This is a genomic window from Okeania sp. SIO2C2, from assembly GCF_010692625.1.
GTDB classification, from domain to species: Bacteria; Cyanobacteriota; Cyanobacteriia; order Cyanobacteriales; family Microcoleaceae; genus Okeania; species Okeania hirsuta.
The window spans coordinates 1-18,481 of sequence record NZ_JAAHGM010000097.1; the positions used below are offsets into that span (position 1 = coordinate 1).

Below are 18,481 nucleotides of genomic sequence, written 5' to 3' on the forward strand. Positions count from 1 at the left end.
CCCAGAAATGCTGAAGCAGGGATTAGTGCAGAAGATACAAAGCGTCACCCTCGTTACTACTTGCCTGTGAGAACTATCGTATTATGTCGATAAATTGCGCAAATTGTTAACTAAGTCGAAACTCTCTAGTAGCTCGTCTAAACTAAAATTGTGAGTAATATCATGTCCGGTTAAACAGTGATAAATAAATAACTGCGGAGGAGTCAGTCCTCAGGAGTCAGGAGTCAGGAGAAAAGAGGGAAGGAAGAAGAACAACTGGAGTTGAAGGAGAAAGTTTTTTTATAACTAATTATCCGGACATGATATAAAACCTAACGCTACGATCCCCCCCAACCCCCCTTGGAAAGGGGGGAGAGGTCTATATTTTCTAAAATTTACCCACATTTTCAAGCTAAACCTTTAGCGGGCAAGATGCCCGCACTACAAAATAAAACTAATTAAACAGACATTGCATCTACTTTGACATGACGCACGCTTGCCAAAGCTTCCACCAAACTACGAACCGCAGCTATCATTGCCACTTCATCATTAAGGCGGTTAATAGCAGAACCCACACCAACTCCGGCCGCACCAGCAGCAACAGCTAGTGGAGCAGTTACATTAGAAATTCCGGAAGCACACAATACAGGTACAGATACAGCACGAGAAATTTCATAAGCTGCTGCTAGAGTAGGGGCAGCTTTTTCAATTAACCCTAATGTTCCAGGATGAACAGGTTTAGCACTAGCACCACCCTCAGTTTGAATAATATCAGCACCAGCTTTTACTAACTCAGTAGCTAGTTGTACTTGTCGGTCTAGTTCTAAAGTATGGGGAACAGTTACAGAAAGAGTAATATTAGGTAACAGGTCGCGAGTTTGTTGAGTTAACTCCAATACTTCCTCCGCTTCAAAACGTATACCTTTGGCGTAGAAAGGATCGTAGTTACCAATTTCAATCAAATTAGCTCCTGCTTCTACTGCTGGCAAAAATCTGGTAGGTTCGATGGCAGAAACACAGATGGGCAAGTTAGTTAAACTGCGCGCCATTCGTACTAAATTAGGATCGGCAGCAATATCAACGTAGGTTGCACCACCAAGGGTGGCAGCTTTGACAGTTGCTGCTACTCTGTTTGTATCAAAGTTAGTCAAACCACTAATAATTTTTAGAGCTTGGCCATTTTTCAATGCAGTTTGTAATCTAGATTCAGTCATCATTTTAGATTCATCCTTTTGCTGATCTTGTTCTCAACATTAATTTTGCCATGGAGATAGCAGTTATCGCTCAAGTTAAAAGCCAAAAGTTTTCAAAAGTCAAAAGTTTTAAGTCAAAAGTCAAAAGTTTTAAGTCAAAAGTTTTAAGTACAGGACTTACGCAAATTGACTTTTAAGCCACCATCTGTAGGCAGGGCTAATTCTTTGTCGTCAGAGAATATTCATCAGAAATACAAAAAATTATGCAAATATACAAATCTCTCCATCTCCCCACCTCCCCATCTCCCCATCTCCCCATCCCCCCATCTCCCCATCTCCCCATTCCCCCATCTCCCCATAAATTTTTCTAAGCGTGACAATAAATAGACCCTGCCATCTGTAGGGGCGAATGGTATTTGCGCTCCGCAAAGCTCCGAATTGCGCCCTCGCTATATAGCAATGAGTGCTCATATTTACAACTTCCAGCTCAAAGTGCAGTATTAACAGGACTTATATCATGTCCGGTTAAACAGTTATAAATAAATAACTACGGAGGAGTCAGGAGTCAGGAGTCAGGAGTCAGGAGGGAAGAAAGAAGAAGGAAGAATAAGGAGAAAGTTTTTTGATCACGCTCTTATCCGGACATGATATTACCCATAAACACCTCTCTTGGTAGGGGTTAACGGCTGTTAACCCCTACAAATGGTGTATAATTACCTATTTTGCGTAAGTCCTGATTAAATTAATTTGGCACAAATCAAATATAGCACTACAAGAATTGGGCGCGGACATTTTTCAATCCTAAAACCCTTTTACAGTTTGCTATTCCCTGTTCCCTATATCCCTAGCGCTATATTATTTAGATATTATGAATAATCAACAATTTTCTGTAATTTATGATAGCTCTCACTATTGGCTAAAAAATGCTCATATACCTGTATGTCTTCTAGAAACTGATTTCGACATACCTAGTCAAACTAGGGAGGGTTTATCACTGGTGGATATCGAAATTAATGAAGGAGTTATTATACAAGTCGTCTACTCCTCAACACATTTGCCCTCTCTGGAAACTGAGAATATTCCTATAGTAGACCTCAAAGGTGGCCAGGTTTGGCCGTGTTTTGTGGATATGCACACCCATCTAGATAAAGGTCATATCTGGATGCGATCGCCTAACTCAGATGGTAGTTTTGATGGTGCTTTGGATGCGGAAGCTAAGGATGCTAAAGAATATTGGAATGCTGAAGATATTTATCGTCGGATGGAATTTGGTCTCAAATGCAGTTATGCTCATGGTACAAAAGCTATTCGGACTCATCTTGCTCATCTTGAATGTTTTGCAGAACAGGGAAATATTAGTTTGGATGTATTTCAAACATTACAAAAAGAGTGGGAAGGTAGATTAATTTTACAACCTGTTTCTTTGGTTAGTGCGGATTATTATCTTACTGAAGCTGGAGAAACATTAGCTGATAAAATTGCTGATATTGGTGGGATATTAGGAGCATTTCCATTGATGAATTCAGACTTGGATAATCAATTGGAGAGGTTATTTAGTCTGGCGAAAGAAAGACAATTAGATTTAGACTTACATACTGATGAAAATGGAGACCCTAATTCTAGGGTTTTATATCAAGTTGCTGAGAAGGCAATTAGTCATCAATTTACTGGAATAATTATCTGCGGACATTGTTGTAGTTTGGCGGTACAAACTCCGGAACAAGTAACAGCAACTCTCAAATTAGTTAAAGAAGCAAATATTAGTATTGTTAGTCTGCCAATGTGTAATCTTTATCTCCAAAATAGGCAAGATAATTATACTCCGAGATGGCGGGGAGTTACTTTATTACATGAGTTAAAAAAACAGGGAATTTCTGTTGCGGTGGCGAGTGATAATTGTCGCGACCCATTTTTTGGATTTGGCGACCATGATGTTTTGGAAGTGTTTAATATGTCAGTGAGAATTGCTCATTTAGATATGCCTTATGGGGATTGGCCTTGTGCTGTTACTAAGACTCCTGCGGATTTAATTGGTTTACCTAATATTGGCAGAATTGGAATTGGATTACCTGCGGATTTAATTCTGTTTAAAGGTAGGAATTTGAGCGAACTTTTATCACGGTCTCAACATGATAGAGTTGTTTTGAGAAATGGTCGAATTATTGATACAACTTTACCGGATTATTGTGAATTAGATAGTTTATTTTCGGAGTAGTAATTTATCAATTATTTTCAATTTAAGTAATAGCTAAAAAAAGGTAAGCATTCAAGCATCAGCTATCAGCTATCTATGATATGTAATCCGGATAATTAGTTGATGAAAAACTTTGTATTTTCTCAGCTTATTCTTTCCTTTCTGCATAAGTGCCTTCCTTCTGTAGATATGATAAGTATTTAACCGGATTCTATATGAGAGTAGGAAGTCAAAGCAATTGAACAATATCAACGATATGAAAGTTTGGGGCAAGCGATCGCTCAACTTCATCTAATTAACACAATTATGTCTCGAATTTTAGAGGAATAATGGTCTATTTTAAGTAAAAATTAGCTCAAAGGAAGTTAATTAAATCTAAACAGATAATTATTGAAGACATAATTGTGTTAGTTGTGTCTGTTTTATTTGATTAAAATGCTTGTCAAGCTAGTAAAATTTTGTCATTCTAAATATTTAGATAGTAACTAATAATTTATATATTAAATTTAGAGGCGAGTTGAAATGAAGTTTGTCTTAAACTCTCAAAATGTCTATGACTATTTAGTAGAAAATGGTTTATGCGATTCGCTACAGGAAGCGGAGCAATATCCCTCGCAGACATCTCAGAGTAATATTGAGCGAATTACTGCTAAAAATTTTAATTTATTAGTGACTTTGCCAGATGGTCGAAAGCTTTTAGTTAAACAAGAACAATATAATTCTCAAGGAAAAACTGCTGGTGAGTTGTTTGGGGAATGGCGAATCCAAAAATTTTTACAGACATTTCCCGAACTTAAGCATTGGCGTCTCTTTCTACCAGAGTTGTTACACTACGACGCCGAGAAATCTATTATGGTATCTACTTACCTGGATAGTTATCGAGATTTAAGTGATTTCTATTCCAAGGAAAACAACTTCCCTACAAAAGTTGCTGCTGAAATCGGTAGTTATTTGGCGACCGTTCACCGCGATACTTGGAATCAGGAAAATTATCGGGAGTTCTTTGCTAGTGAAGTTGTTCGTGCTAAACCTGAAGTATCACCACTTTTAGTGCAGAGTCTCGAAAGGATAGGACCAGAAATTTTTGGTATCGCTCCTGTAGATGGGTTGAGATTTTTTGCTCTTTATCAACGATATGACAGTTTAGGGCAAGCGATCGCTCAACTTCGCGAGACTTTATCTCCCACTTGTCTGACTCATAATGATCTGAAACTAAATAATATTCTCGTTGCTCAAGAGTGGGAAAATTCTAGTGGGAATATTGTAAGGTTGATTGATTGGGAGAGGTCTAGTTGGGGAGACCCTGCTTTTGATTTGGGAACAGCGATCGGCAGCTATCTGCAAATGTGGTTAGGTAGTTTGGTTATTAGTAATTCTCTCTCCATTGAAGAATCTCTCAAACTTGCCACTACACCCCTAGAATTACTTCAACCGTTCTACTAAACTTACCCAAACTTACCCATGGATGATTGCATGAGCTTTGGAGCTAGCTTCCTGTTTCACAGAAGACCACTGACCGCAGTCTGTAACTTATCTTCTCCACAGGCTTAAAATCGGCGGAAACTCCACCTACTGATGCACATAGTTTTCCAAGTTTACAGCAGCATTAAAATCTCTGTCTACTGAGAATCCACAGTTGCCACATTTGTAAGTTCTCTTATGCAGTGGCATTTTCTGTTTCTGCCCACAGTGAGAACATATTTGAGAACTTGGATAAAATCTATCAGCGATCGTTAATTTACTGCCATACCACTCACATTTGTATGTAAGCTGACGCTTAAACTCATAAAAACCACAATCTGCTATTGCACTTGCCAATTTATGATTTTTGAGCATTCCACTCACGTTTAAATCTTCTATCACTATGGTGCTGTGGTTTTGAGCTAACCATGTTGTGAGTTTATGTAGTGTGTCCGCCCTGATATCAGCTACTTTTTTGTGCGCCTTGGCTAGTTTTTTTACTGCTTTCCTTCTGTTTTTGGAACCAGGATCTTTTTTGTTAACACGGCGCTGATAACGAGTTAGTCTCTTTTTGGCTTGCTTATAGGCTTTAACGTTAGCAAATTGGCTTCCATCACTACAAGTTGCTAGAGCATTTATACCTACATCCACACCGATAATATCTCGTTCTTTTGTAGTAGGGTTGGGTTGATCATCATATTTAAAACTAATGTACCAATCACCTGCGCGTTTGGATATTCTCACATTTTTTACTGGTACAGATGGTAAGATTTCATAAGTTTTTACTATTCCTATTCTTGGTAGTTTTATATAGTTTCCTTGAATAATTTTGATACTTCCTTCTAAATAGAAACTATCTTTTTTTCCTTTTTTCTTGAATTTAGGAAATCCGCGCTTGGGAATAGTTAAAAAATTTTTAAATGCTCTGTCTAAATCTCTTAATGCCTGTTGAGGTGAACATTTTGATACTTCATAATACCAGGGATTTTGACTTTTAACTTCCCTCACCAAACGTTTATGTAAGGTAACTGCACTAGGTCGTTTTTTCCTTAATTCATATTCAGTAATACAAGTAGTTAATCCCCAATTATAAGCATGACGAGCCACACCTGCGTGTTTGGCAAGTATTGTTTTTTGGTAATTGTTAACTTTTAACTTGGTCTTGATTGATTGCATTTGAACTGGTAAGCCATGAAATCAAAGTCTTTGATTATGATAGGATAATTTTATATGTATGATAGCAGATAATCAGCATTTCTTCAATATTTATTAATATTTGTCTAACTTTGTCCAATTATTGGGCTTCAGTAGTTAGCCCTTCCTCAACAGCATAGAATAATTCCATCGCTAAATCTTGATCATCCAAAACCACCTCATACATCACCAAACCAGCATAATTTAATTGATTTTCATAGTTGGTTTTTGTAGTCGAAGGCGATCGCTTTCTTTAACTGTATTTCCTATCTCATTACTATTGTCCAATAGATGAATCAAATATCAACCTATTTAGAATGAGCGATCGCTAAGGGTAACAGATGTTCTGTCGCAGGCGATCGCCGAACTTAACTGTCCAGTCGAATAAATCTTACTATTGGACAATAAATGAATCAAATATCAATTCAGTCCCATAATCTAATGGGGCTGTTTTTTTTGGACTTTTATTGGAGTTCGATACTAGAGGAAAATCAAAAAAGACATAATTGTGCGAGTTATTTCTTCAATAATTATCTGTTGAAATTGAATTAACTGGTTTTTAGTTAAATTTTACTCAAAATTAACGATTATTTCTCGAAAATTCGAGACATAATTGTGTTAGTTAGATGCAGTTTTAAGTTGTTCAAACCCTTGCAATTACAGAAAAGTCAGGCAATAATATAAAATGAAACTTCAGAGTTCAAGATTCAGTCTTATGGTGCAAGCATCAGTTAACAACTTACCAGAAAACTTTGATATCAAAGGAGACCTAACCAATTTATATATTGGGGATTTTAACGGGGATGGGTTAGATGATTTCCTCCGTCAAGAAAAGGGAAAATTTGATGATGATAATAAGAATACGGCGAACATCTTTTTCTCGAATGAGAATGGTACTTTTAGCAAGTTGAATTTACCAGAAAACTTTGGTATCAAAGGAGACCGAACCAATATTGATGGTGGGGATGGTCTGGATCTCGTTTCCTATCAAGGAAACATTGACGGGTTCGATATTACGATTAACGACGCGAGTATCACCGTAACAGATGACCAAACCAATGGTGCTTTATCGTTTGGTTCTCAGCAAATTGCCACTTTAGCAAACTTTGATGAGTTACAGAGCTTTGATGTTAACCGCGATATTCAGTTTGTTGCAGATGATACCGCATCCGAAAACGTCGAACAAGATGTAGTCAGTGACAACTTACCTACTCAGGAGCCAAGTGTTTCCGCATTCTCAATGGTGGTGCAGGGAATGACTATGTCGTAGATAATAGAGGTGATGATATTATTGATGGTGGTGATGGTGATGATTTCCTCGATGGTGGGAATAGTAGGGATAACATCACTGGCGGTAGTGGTAATGATACCATTCTAGGTGGAAGTGATCATGACCAACTCAACGGTGGTGGTGATGATGATATTATTGATGGTGGTAATGGTAACGACATTCTTCAAGGTGGTGATGGTGATGATACCCTGACAGGACTCCAGACAACTGCTCCTCCTAGACCAAATAATAGGGAGATAGATACTTTGCTTGGCGGTGCTGGTGCGGATCTATTTATCTTAGGTAATAGTGAGGTTTACTATAATGATAATGGTACAGCAGATTACGCTCTGCTCGGTACCTTTAATAGTGCTGAAGGTGATAGGATTCAACTATTTGGAATTGCTGGTGACTATACAGACTATACTTTGCAGGAAAATGTTTCTGGATTACCTGCTGGAACAGCTATCTATAGCAACAGTGGTAGTGAACTAATTGCAGTTGTTGATGGAGTTACAGGTATGAGTTTGAGTGATACAAGTCAGTTCTCTTTAGTTGACGGAGGCAATAAAACTCTAACTGGAAGCAGCGGTAATGATAGTATTGATGGTGGAGAAGGTAACGATGTTATCAATGGTGAACTCGGTAATGACTCTCTGACTGGATCGACTGGTAACGATCTACTTAACGGCGGTAGCGGTAGTGATATCCTCGAAGGTGGTACTGGTCATGACGAACTCAATGGTGATGCTGGTGATGACACTTTACGAGGGGAACGTGGTAACGACATTCTCAATGGTGGTGCTGGCGATGACTATGCCGAAGGTAGTAGAGGTGCTGATATTATTGATGGTGGAGAAGGTGATGATTTCCTAAGTGGTGGGGCTAGTAGGGATAACATCACTGGCGGTAGTGGTAATGATACCATTCTAGGTGGAAATGATCATGACCAACTCAACGGTGGTGGTGGTGATGATATTATTGATGGTGATAATGGTAATGATACCCTGACAGGAGTCGATCCAACTGCTGCTCAACCCGGGAATAATGAGATAGATACTTTGGAAGGGGGTGCTGGTACCGATCTATTTATCTTAGGTGATGGTCAGGTTTACTATGATGATAATGGTACAGCAGATTACGCTCTTATCGGTACTTTTAATAGTGCTGGAGGCGATCAGATTCAACTGTATGGTAATAGTCTTGACTATACTTTGCAGGAAAATGTTTCTGGTTTACCTGCTGGAACAGCTATCTATACCAACAGTGGTAGTGAACTAATTGCAGTTGTTGATGGGGTTACAGGTATGGACTTGGAAAGCTCTGATTTCTCTTTTGTATAGTCTTTATGTCATCTCCGGAAATTAGCGATAGAACTCCCTATTCCATAATTGACTAAAAATAGTTTGATAACTATAATAAATTGTTTTTTGTTCCCAAGAGATAATTTGATTGTTATATCAAATCCGCTTGAAGAGGAGTAACAAGAAACCGGGGAAAGTGGGAGGTCAATGTTAGTATTGTAGGGCATTTGATAAGAGACTGTTTGTAAAAGGGGTAGTCCTGTGAAGAGGTTCTATTGAGAATGTAGACGGAGAGGGTGGGAAGTGTGGGGAAAGGGGGGTATTTTTCTACTCTTTTTCCCCTATCTTATTTCTCAATCTCCTGAGGACTTGGCTAAAAACCCTTATCTTTGCAGAGATACGGTTCGAGCTTCTATAAAAAAATATCACCCAGTCACAAAATTAATGTTCGACTGGGTGATATTTTGCAGTTGACCCCCCTTTGACTCAGTAGTTGGAAGCAACGGTGTTGGGGAGAGGTAATATCGATCGCGATCGCCTCCCCCAACCCATTCAAGCTATGGGGAAATAGCTTGACTATTTGATTCTACATTATTATCTAACTCTGCTGGAATAATGTCCTCCACAAAAATTAAATCCACTCCCTTAGAAGTCATAATTCAAATAATAATTTTTCAGTTCAGTCCCATAATCTAATGGGGCTGTTTTTTTTGCACTTACTTTTATTGCAGTTCAATACTAGAGGAAAATCAAAAAAGACATAATTGTATTAGTTATTTCTTCAATAATTATCTGTTGAAATTGAATTAAGTGACTTTGAGCTATTTTTTACTCAATATAGATGATTATTTATCGAAAAATTGAGACATAATTGTGTTAGTTAGATGCAGTTTTAAGTTGTTCAAACCCTGGCAATATTAGTCTCTGTAGGTTGGGTTAAGCGATCGCGAACCCAACAACAACCTAATATATGTTGGGTTTCCTTTGTCAACCCAACCTACACTATTTTCAATAATAATTTTTCAGTTCAGCTCCAGCTCGGTTATGGGGCTGTTTTTTTTTGGACGTTTATTGCAGTTCGATACCATCATCAAATCAAAAAAGACATAATTGTGCGAGTTATTTCTTCAATAATTATCTGTTGAAATTGAATTAACTGACTTTGAGCTAAATTTTACTGAATATAGATGATTATTTCTCGAAAATTCGAGACATAATTGTGTTAGTTAGATGCAGTTTTAAGTTGTTCAAACCCTTGCAATTACAGAAAAGTCAGGCAATAATATAAATGGAAAGAGACAAAACCAAGTCTGATTCCCAATCAACAAAATTGATCTACTAATTTTATTAAGGAGCAACTGAAAAATGGCTAAGATTAACATCTCTGACTTAAATCCTGCTGGTGCTGACTTATTCTTAGATTCTGAAAGCTACCTCAATGATTTGACTGAGGGAGAAATGGCGAATACATTAGGTAGTGGTTGCTGGTACCCTGGCAAGTATTTAGAGAAAATTGGAGATGGATTCCATCAAGCTGCAGAGAATGTACAGAATTGGATCGAGTGCATCTGTCATCATTAAGCTTTTGCTTAAAGGGTCATGTTGCATCTTTGCTTCTTTGACCTCAGGAATTGCACTCAGCCTAACCTACACAATAGAACCCCTGAAGGAGTTCTATTGAGAATGTAGACGGAGAGGGTGGGAAGTGTGGGGAGAGGGAGGTATTTTTCTACTCTTTTTCCCCTATCTTATTTCTCAATCTCCTGAAGACTGAGGACTTGCCTAAAAATCCTCACCTTTGCAGAGATACGGTTCGAGCTTCTATAAAAAGATATCACCCAGTCACAAAATTAATGTTCGACTGAGTGATATTTTGCTGTTGACTTTGGTTTGACTCAGGAGTTGGAAGTAGGGAAGTAGGGGTGTTGGGAGGCGATAATATCAGAGCGATTGCCACCCCCAACCCATTTAAAGCTATGGGGAAATAGCTTTACTATTTGATTCTAGACTCGTCACAACTTCAACTGACTCAACTTGCTTCTTAACCCACTCACCAAACAACTCTGAACAAATCTGAAAACGCAACTTATTATCTAACTCTGCTGAAATAATCTCCTCCACAAAAATCAAATGCACTCCCTTAGAACTCACAATAGGTTTAATCATCTGGGGAGGTTGAGCCGCAAAAACAGCAGCAGAAATCTCTGGTTTCAAATCCTTACGAGACAATACTCCTCGATATCCCCCCTGACGACGTAACTCTATATCCTCGATATATTGATGGGCAACATCATAGAAACTTGTTTCCCCTTCCTGAATAGCATAGAATAATTCCATCGCTAAATCTTGATCATCCAAAACCACCTCATACATCACCAAACCAGCATAATTCAATTGATTTTCATAAAAATATGGCTCAACCTTATCTGCAAACAGATGAGCAACCAATTTTTCAGAAGCAATACTTATATAGGCAACTTCTTCTAAATCATCTACAGACAAACAATTTTTTTCCAACCAAGCAAAAGTTTCTTGGGCACTATGAAGTTTATTGACAAACCTCATAATATCTGCTGCTTTCTGAAGTTCTTCAGTCTCTACTTTTATACCTGCTTCCTGAGCCGCATCCATAATAATCTTGCGAGTAATAATTCCTTCTGTAAGCTCAGAGGTTTTTAAAGATAGCTTGACTTGGTTGAGAATATCTTCAGCAGTAATAGTCATAGATTGTGACATGGTTTTTCTCCTATTAATTAATCAAAACAAATGAGTATTAAGAGTCATCTAAAGATGACTTTTGCTATTAGCCAAGAAATTCATTTCTTAGGGGGTGACTGATGACCATTACTAGCCAACCAGTTATCAAACTGATGACCAAAAAAGAGAGTCTCAAGCCGACCCTTTCCAGGGGATTAAAAAAGTCAACTTCAGTATTTCAAGCCTCCCTATTCCATGGAGGTACTGATAACTGATGTAGTCATAGATTGTGACATGGTTTTTCTCCTATTAATTAATCAAAACAAATGAGTATTAAGAGTCATCTTTAGATGACTTTTGCTATTAGCCAAGAAATTCATTTCTTAGGGGGTGACTGATGACCATTACTAGCCAACCAGTTATCAAACTGATGACCAAAAAAGAGAGTCTCAAGCCGACCCTTTCCAGGGGATTAAAAAAGTCAACTTCAGTATTTCAAGCCTCCCTATTCCATGGAGGTACTGATAACTGATGTAGTCATAGATTGTGACATGGTTTTTCTCCTATTAATTAATCAAAACAAATGAGTATTAAGAGTCATCTTTAGATGGCTTTTGCTATTAGCCAAGAAATTCATTTCTTAGGGGGTGACTGATGACCATGACTAGCCAACCAGTTATCAAACTGATGACCAAAAAAGAGGGTCTCAAGCCGACCCTTTCAAGGGGATTAAAAAAGTAAAATTCAGTATTTCAAGCCTCCCTATTCCATGGAGGTACTGATAACTGATAACTGTTAACGCAGTTCCTCCGATAGGAGGCTAACTGATAACTGAAATGACCCGATAACCCGCTAAGAATTAAAATCCTTGGCTAATAGCTCAAGTCATCTCAAAGACGACTTTTAATAATGTGTAATCTGAGCATCTAGCTCACCCAAAGAAACAGAATTTTCGCCCCAGGGAGCAGGATATTCACGGAAGGAAACAGGATTCTCCCACTGGTGAAAAATTAAATCTTGACAGACGAATATAGCGTTTCCCAAGCTAATGAGGTACAATTTTTTTTCTTCTTTATCTATTCCTAAGGAACCAGAATTACTACTCCCTATTCCCTATTCCCTGTTAAGTGTTAAGTGTTAAGTGTTCCCTAAAACCAAGGAATTTTGTACCTCACGCTTTTTGGGAATTGCTATAGTGACAATTTCCAATTCTGATCAAAATAACATGGGTCTAAAACCCCGCCTTTTAAGGCGAAATATTTTTGGAGCGGGGCTTAAATCCCCGTACTTCCCCTCCTGGGAGGGGCGGGGGTGGGTTGGGTGAGGGGTGGGTTAACTTCTGACTTCTGACCTCGTTAAACCCCTAATTAATTGTCAATTATTAATTATTTCTACAACTCTAAACCTCCTTTTTGTAACTTCTTAAACGGGTCAAGAATAAAATCAATCAGACGACGCTGACGCACAACAACCTCTGCTGTTGCTGTATCTCCAGGACGCAAAGCAATACACTCATTAGCCGCAGGAATACAAGTCTCATCCAACTCAATTTCCAACTCATAAATCGCTATATTCCCCTCAGCAGTTTCCTGCATTTTTGAAGTAGGAGAAATGTTTTTTAAAGTTCCCTCTACTACACCATAATCCTGAAAAGGATAAGCATCAAATTTCATTTTCACCTCCATTCCTTTCTTTAAAGAACCACTTTCTGAAGTTGCCATTTCTGCCTTCAAAAAAATATTTTTACCTTGTGGTGATACTTCCACAATCATTTCTCCTTGTTGCACAACATCTCCCACTCCTTCAATGGGCAAATTAAAAATAGTACCTCCCTGTTGCGCCCTAACTACTCGTTGCTCCAACTCAAAATTTAAAGAATCAATATCTTTTTTTGTCTGAGCAATTTCAGCTTGAATACTAATAATTTGACTATCCATATTCTTGAGCTGCTCTTTAATTTTTGAAATTGCAATCTCCCCAGAATGAGTAATAGTTTGAGAACTATTTTCTTGTTCTGTTAAACGTAACTCAGCTTGCTCAATATCTGCTTTTGCTTGATTAATTGTTCTTTCATAACTACTCTTTTGTTCTGTTAAACGTAATTCAGCTTGTTTAATATCAGCGTCTGCTTGATTAATAATTCTTTCATAACTACCTTTTTGCTCTGCTAAACGTAACTCAGCTTGCTCAATATCTGCTTCTGCTTGATGAATAACCCGGTCGTAACTACCCTCTTGCTCTTCTATTCTTAGTTTTGCTTGTTCCCGATCTGCTTGACTTTGCTCCCATATTCTTTGTCTTTCTTCTGCTATATCCTCCTTTTCAACTACCTGAATTTCTGTAACTGCACCCTCCTCCCAAAGATTACGATAACGTTCAACCTCTCTGAGAGATTTTTGCCAGCGAATTTCTGATAATTTATAAGCAGTATTACTATCATCTAACTGCTGTTTTACTTGATTAACTTGAGCTAATTTTTCTTCCCTTTGTAAATTTAATATTCTCCTAGCAGCTTCGAGATTTTGTTCTGCTTGATGAACTTGAGCTAGCTTTTCTTCCCTTTGTAAATTTAATATTCTCCTAGCAGCTTCGAGATTTTGTTCTGCTTGATGAACTTGTGCTAGTTTTTCTTCTTTTTGTAAATTGTAGGTGGTATTCAGAGATTGAAAATTGCGTCGTACTTGCTCTACCTGAGCTAATTTTTCTAATTTTTGGGATTTATTTTGTCGTTCTTGGGTACGAAGTTCGATTTCTAATTGACTTTTTTGTTGTTCAATTTTACTGAGTCTATTTTGTTGACTTTGCAGTTGAATATTCAGTTGAGCAAGTCGGTCGCGAATCGGGCGAGATTCTAATTCTATTAAAATATCTCCAGCTTCAATTTTGTCTCCTTCTTTAACATAAACTTTCTCAACTTTTGCCGTTTGTGTATATACTGTTGCAGCCGTAAAAGTTAAATTTAACTCTTGCTTAAGAGTACCACCTTGAGGTTCTAAACGCCCTCTAGCAGTACCAGTTTCATCTACTTGAGAAAACATTCCCCAAGGAAGAGCGATCGCTACAAATATGATTAAAAGATATAGTAATCCTCGCGTCCAACGTTGGGGTAAAGCATCTAATAATTCTTTAGTAGCAAAAGACCAATCATCAACAGATTTATTTGTATCTAATTTGGTCACTTCTGGCTCGGAAATTTTGGAGTTATTTAAACTTTTTTCTAGTTTTACTAAGTCAGTGTCTAAAGATTTATGACTGTTTGACTCTACTGTTAAATTGAATTGTTGTGGCATGATTTTTATCAGTTATTAGTTATCAGTTGTTAGAACTTTGTAGGTTGGGTTGAGGAACCGAAACCCAACACACACTTACCGAATAATTAATAATTAATAATTAAATAATTCGCGCCTTGAAGCCTCCCCTTGGATAGGAAAAAAAAAGAAATAATATTTCCTTATATTTAATCAAGAACGGTTTAATGGCGAGGTAATTATCAATTATCCATTATCAATTAATGAAGGTTGTTGGGTTGCGCTATCGCTTAACCCAACCTACTACTTTTTTCTAGTTTTATTAAGTTAGTCTCTAAAGGTTTATGACCGTTTGATTCTGCAGTTACGTTGAATTGTTGTGGCATAATTTTCCTAATAATTGTGTTTTTTGTTAAATATAGGGAATAGGAGGGGACTTTGTCGGTTGGGTTGAGGAACCCAAACCCAACAGATACATTTTGCCCTTTGTCGGTTGGGCTGAGGAACCCAAACCCAACAGATACATTTTGCCCTTTGTCGGTTGGGTTGAGGAACGAAACCCAACAGATACATTTTGCCCTTTGTAGTTGGGTTGAGGAACGAAACCCAACATATACATTTTGTCCTTTGTAGGTTGGGTTGAGGAACCCAAACCCAACAGATACATCAGGAACAAAATCCAACAAATACTTACGGTTGTTGGGTTGCGCTATCGCTTAACCCAACCTACTACTTTTGACTTTTCATTTGAAACCCTAACATCTTACTTTTGACTTTTGAATTTTGACTTTTGAATTTGAAATTTTAACTTTCCAATTGTTGGCGATTCAAATAATAATAATGTCCCCGTTTCGCCATCAATTCTTCATGATTTCCCTGCTCAATTAACACCCCCCTATCCAACACCAAAATTACATCAGCTTTTCTCACAGTAGATAAACGGTGAGCAATAATTAACGTAGTGCGACCCTGGAGAATACTATTCAAATTTGTCTGAATAATTCGCTCCGACTCAACATCTAGATGAGAAGTCGCCTCATCAAAAACCAACAAACGAGGATTTCCCAACAAAGCACGAGCGATCGCTAATCTTTGCCGTTGACCACCAGACAACAAACCCCCACCTTCACCAATCTGAGTTTCATAACCCATCGGCAACCTTTGAATAAATTCATCAGCACCAGCTAACTTTGCTGCTCCTACAATATCCTCAAGAGTTGCAGAGGGATGAGCAATAGTCAGATTTTCCCGAATAGTGCCACCAAATAAAAAAGTATCCTGGTCAACCACACCTACTTTATCCCGCAGAGATGGCAACGAAATCGCCGTTATATCATAACCATCAATCAAAATTTTCCCATCAGTAGGCGGATACAACCCCAAAACCAACTTAGAAATCGTTGTTTTCCCAGACCCAGATCGCCCCACTAAAGCCACCGTTTGTCCCGCTTTCAGCTCAAAACTCAAATTTTCCAAAACATTAATATCGCTTTCTGGGTGGTAACGGAAAGTCACATTATCAAAAATAATATTACCCCGTAACTCTACCAAATACTGACGCCCTTCTGATTGTAAATCTTCCTCTGGTTCAGTATCAATTACATCATTGATCCGCTCCACCGCAATAATTACCTCCTGTAACTGATTCCACAAAACCGTCAGTCGCTGAAAAGGACTAATCACAGTGCCAATCAACATATTAAAAGCCACCAACTGCCCAATAGTTAACTCCCCTTGAATCACCAACCATGCTCCAAACCAGAGTAAACCCGTCGTTACCAACGATTCAATAGTTAAACTGAATATTTGCAGTCGGTTGCTAATCACCTGTCCAGAAAAGTTTTTTCTAATTGACTTATTCAGAAATTCCTCCCATCGCCAGCGTACTGTTTGCTCAACTGCTAGAGACTTGACAGTACTTACACCAGTCAGAGATTGAATCAGATAACTACTTTCTTCAGATAGAGCTCCAAATATTTCTCTAGAGATTTTTTGTAGGAAAGGTGTGGCAATAAGTGCTAATAAAAAAAACGGTGGCACAATAACTAATGCTAGTAAAGCCATTTTCCAACTATACCAGAACATTAATCCTAAATAAATGAAAACTGTCAGCAAATCCAACACAATAGAAAGTGCTTCCCCAGTGAGGAAATTCTCAATTTTCCGATTTTCTTGAACCCGAGCAATAATATCCCCCACATAACGAGACTCGAAAAAACTCATGGGTAGTCGGAATGTGTGACGAATAAACCCCACAATCATTGCCAAATGGACTTTATTAGCTGTGTGGTCGAGCAGATATTGTCGTAAACCAGTCATTGCCACCCTGAATAAACCAAAGATGACTAAACCCAATCCCACTCCGGTTAGAGTTAGAGTGCTACCTTGAACAACTACCCGGTCTAGTAGTAGTTGGGTAAATAGAGGTGTAATTAATCCAAATATTTGAATTAGTAGAGAAGTGATAAATACTTCCAGCAACACTTGTCCATGAGGACTTACCAATTCAAAGAATTGCCAGAAAGGAGTAGTAGAATTTTTGAGTTGTTTGATTAAAGCAGTGGGTTGTAGGAGTAGGGTGTAACCAGTCCAACAGGCTTTAAATTCTGGGTAAGTGAGATGGCGTTGACCAATAGCGGGGTCAGCAATGATGACCTGTTTGGGCGTTATTTCATAGACTACTACATAATGTTTGCCTTCCCAGTGAGCGATCGCTGGTAATTTTTGTTTAGCTAGTTGGTCAAGACTTGCTTTTACTGGTCTGGTGGAATATCCGATACTTTCTGCTGCTGCAGATAATCCTCTGAGTGAAGCACCGTTACGGTCTACGTTGGCAATGTCCCGCACGCGATTGACGCTGAAATTTTTGCCCCAGTAACGAGCGACCATAACTAAACAAGCGGCACCACAGTCAGAACCGCTTTGTTGGGCAAAGAAGGGATAGCGTTTGGTGATGCGTTGCCAGAGATGACCTACTTGTTGGGTAGGACTAGGGAAATAAGCTTTGTTTATGGTTTTTTGTGGTTTTACCTCTGGTTGCCTATATTCAGTTATGTTCACTTCTGGCAGATTTTCATCAGAGGAATGGGCAATTTCTGGCTCACCTTTTTTCTGTAGAGAATCGAGTTTGAGAGCAACTTGATGAAGATGTTCTCGGATTTCAGGGTGTTTTTGAATTAGTGGAAGAAGAGTTTCTCCAGGAATATAGGAAAGTTTGAGGTTTACTGATGCTCTTGCAGAGTAGGGTTGAAAGGAATGATTAGGAAATAGAGTAGATTCGCCAAATGAAGCTCCTGCATTGAGGGTAGTAATTAATTCACCCTGACTATCTAATAGCCTAACTTTGCCTGCAGTTACAATATATATGCCTGCTTGAGCATCTGCTGCTTGCCAAAATTGACCAACTTTTGGTGTCAAATGTTCTGTAGTTTTAAGGCAATTTTCTATTTCTTTTTGTGAAAGTTGATATCCCAAGACATCAGAGAGTTGCCCCTGAGTCAATGCAGGGGTAGATGCATTTTGAACCATAACTCAAATTTTATTTACTAAATATTTACTAATTAGCGGCTTTGTTGCATGAAAGTGCTAGAAGCATTATGAAATAAGGATTTATCAATAAATATGATTAATGCCAAAGTACTGTAATGCAAAGGTTCCAGGATATTTGTGCAACAAAGCCATAATTAGCTGTTTAGCTGTTAAAGAAGCAGTCAGCAATCAGTAGGAGCATTTTTTTTGACCGAAAAATTTTGGTCTCAAATCTCCTGTTTTAAGGGGATAAAAAAAAGAGATTGGACTTTGGACAAAAAGCAAAATAGTTAGTGTAATAATTACGCTAATCATATCTGGCAATGTTCCTCTGTCTCCAGTGAATTTAATCACTGAAAAATAGAAATAATTGAGAGTGATCGCCGACGGGGATGCCAACTTTTAGTTATTTT

General features: G+C 38.1%; 12 protein-coding genes and 1 pseudogene. 6 read left to right on the forward strand and 7 right to left on the reverse strand.

The window, feature by feature from the left end; genetic code table 11:
- Positions 1 to 437: 437 nt before the first annotated feature.
- Both F6K18_RS33845 and F6K18_RS33850 read right to left on the reverse strand, forming a co-directional pair.
- Positions 438 to 1,196, reverse strand: a complete 759-nt coding sequence (locus F6K18_RS33845; RefSeq protein ID WP_287527461.1) for a DUF561 domain-containing protein — start codon at positions 1,194 to 1,196, stop codon at positions 438 to 440.
- A 237-nt stretch (positions 1,197 to 1,433) separates the two neighbouring features.
- Positions 1,434 to 1,643 (reverse strand): hypothetical protein, encoded by a 210-nt coding sequence (locus F6K18_RS33850; RefSeq protein ID WP_287527463.1) that lies wholly within the window; start codon positions 1,641 to 1,643, stop codon positions 1,434 to 1,436.
- A gap of 397 nt (positions 1,644 to 2,040) precedes the next feature.
- On the opposite strand from F6K18_RS33850, the gene F6K18_RS33855 reads away from it, so the two are divergent.
- Both F6K18_RS33855 and F6K18_RS33860 read left to right on the forward strand, forming a co-directional pair.
- Positions 2,041 to 3,387 (forward strand): cytosine deaminase, encoded by a 1,347-nt coding sequence (locus F6K18_RS33855; RefSeq protein ID WP_287527465.1) that lies wholly within the window; start codon positions 2,041 to 2,043, stop codon positions 3,385 to 3,387.
- Positions 3,388 to 3,888: 501 nt separating this feature from the next.
- The gene (locus F6K18_RS33860; RefSeq protein WP_287527467.1) at positions 3,889 to 4,809 is read left to right on the forward strand and encodes an aminoglycoside phosphotransferase family protein; all 921 of its coding nucleotides are present in this window, start codon (positions 3,889 to 3,891) and stop codon (positions 4,807 to 4,809) included.
- A gap of 126 nt (positions 4,810 to 4,935) precedes the next feature.
- Here the strand turns inward: F6K18_RS33860 and F6K18_RS33865 are convergent, their stop codons facing one another.
- Positions 4,936 to 6,003, reverse strand: coding sequence for an RNA-guided endonuclease TnpB family protein (locus F6K18_RS33865; RefSeq protein ID WP_287527469.1), 1,068 nt, complete (start codon positions 6,001 to 6,003; stop codon positions 4,936 to 4,938).
- 733 nt (positions 6,004 to 6,736) lie between these two features.
- Here F6K18_RS33865 and F6K18_RS33875 point away from each other — a divergent pair.
- The 4 genes and pseudogenes from F6K18_RS33875 to F6K18_RS33885 all read left to right on the forward strand — a co-directional run bounded on the left by F6K18_RS33875 (position 6,737) and on the right by F6K18_RS33885 (position 10,176).
- Positions 6,737 to 7,291, forward strand: a complete 555-nt coding sequence (locus F6K18_RS33875) for a hypothetical protein (protein WP_287527471.1) — start codon at positions 6,737 to 6,739, stop codon at positions 7,289 to 7,291.
- A 20-nt stretch (positions 7,292 to 7,311) separates the two neighbouring features.
- Positions 7,312 to 7,497 (forward strand): annotated as a pseudogene (locus tag F6K18_RS37105) (hypothetical protein); the annotation flags it as partial.
- Positions 7,498 to 7,557: 60 nt separating this feature from the next.
- A complete protein-coding gene (locus F6K18_RS33880; protein WP_287527474.1) occupies positions 7,558 to 8,634 on the forward strand; it encodes a calcium-binding protein in 1,077 nt (358 codons plus the stop codon).
- Positions 8,635 to 9,960: 1,326 nt separating this feature from the next.
- Positions 9,961 to 10,176: a hypothetical protein gene (locus tag F6K18_RS33885; RefSeq protein WP_287527477.1), complete on the forward strand. Its 216-nt coding sequence runs from the start codon at positions 9,961 to 9,963 to the stop codon at positions 10,174 to 10,176.
- 393 nt (positions 10,177 to 10,569) lie between these two features.
- Here F6K18_RS33885 and F6K18_RS33890 read toward each other — a convergent pair whose 3' ends face one another.
- The 4 genes from F6K18_RS33890 to F6K18_RS33905 form a co-directional block, all read right to left on the reverse strand.
- On the reverse strand, positions 10,570 to 11,331 hold the full coding sequence (locus tag F6K18_RS33890; RefSeq protein ID WP_287527480.1) for a peptidylprolyl isomerase: 762 nt from the start codon (positions 11,329 to 11,331) through the stop codon (positions 10,570 to 10,572).
- 1,352 nt (positions 11,332 to 12,683) lie between these two features.
- Entirely contained in the window at positions 12,684 to 14,582 is a 1,899-nt protein-coding gene (locus F6K18_RS33895; RefSeq protein ID WP_287527482.1) for an HlyD family efflux transporter periplasmic adaptor subunit, read from the reverse strand.
- A gap of 248 nt (positions 14,583 to 14,830) precedes the next feature.
- Positions 14,831 to 15,226, reverse strand: coding sequence for a hypothetical protein (locus F6K18_RS33900; RefSeq protein ID WP_287527484.1), 396 nt, complete (start codon positions 15,224 to 15,226; stop codon positions 14,831 to 14,833).
- A gap of 118 nt (positions 15,227 to 15,344) precedes the next feature.
- Positions 15,345 to 18,068, reverse strand: coding sequence for a peptidase domain-containing ABC transporter (locus F6K18_RS33905; protein WP_287527485.1), 2,724 nt, complete (start codon positions 18,066 to 18,068; stop codon positions 15,345 to 15,347).
- Positions 18,069 to 18,481: the final 413 nt, after the last annotated feature.

Bases quoted from the DNA above. Each gene is read 5' to 3' on its own strand.
- F6K18_RS33885 (WP_287527477.1), top strand. From the start codon at position 9,961: ATGGCTAAGATTAACATCTCTGACTTAAATCCTGCTGGTGCTGACTTA.
- F6K18_RS33905 (WP_287527485.1), bottom strand. From the start codon at position 18,068: ATGGTTCAAAATGCATCTACCCCTGCATTGACTCAGGGGCAACTCTCT.
- F6K18_RS33855 (WP_287527465.1), top strand. From the start codon at position 2,041: ATGAATAATCAACAATTTTCTGTAATTTATGATAGCTCTCACTATTGG.
- F6K18_RS33865 (WP_287527469.1), bottom strand. From the start codon at position 6,003: ATGCAATCAATCAAGACCAAGTTAAAAGTTAACAATTACCAAAAAACA.
- F6K18_RS33890 (WP_287527480.1), bottom strand. From the start codon at position 11,331: ATGTCACAATCTATGACTATTACTGCTGAAGATATTCTCAACCAAGTC.
- F6K18_RS33895 (WP_287527482.1), bottom strand. From the start codon at position 14,582: ATGCCACAACAATTCAATTTAACAGTAGAGTCAAACAGTCATAAATCT.
- F6K18_RS33845 (WP_287527461.1), bottom strand. From the start codon at position 1,196: ATGATGACTGAATCTAGATTACAAACTGCATTGAAAAATGGCCAAGCT.
- F6K18_RS33875 (WP_287527471.1), top strand. From the start codon at position 6,737: ATGGTGCAAGCATCAGTTAACAACTTACCAGAAAACTTTGATATCAAA.
- F6K18_RS33860 (WP_287527467.1), top strand. From the start codon at position 3,889: ATGAAGTTTGTCTTAAACTCTCAAAATGTCTATGACTATTTAGTAGAA.
- F6K18_RS33850 (WP_287527463.1), bottom strand. From the start codon at position 1,643: ATGAGCACTCATTGCTATATAGCGAGGGCGCAATTCGGAGCTTTGCGG.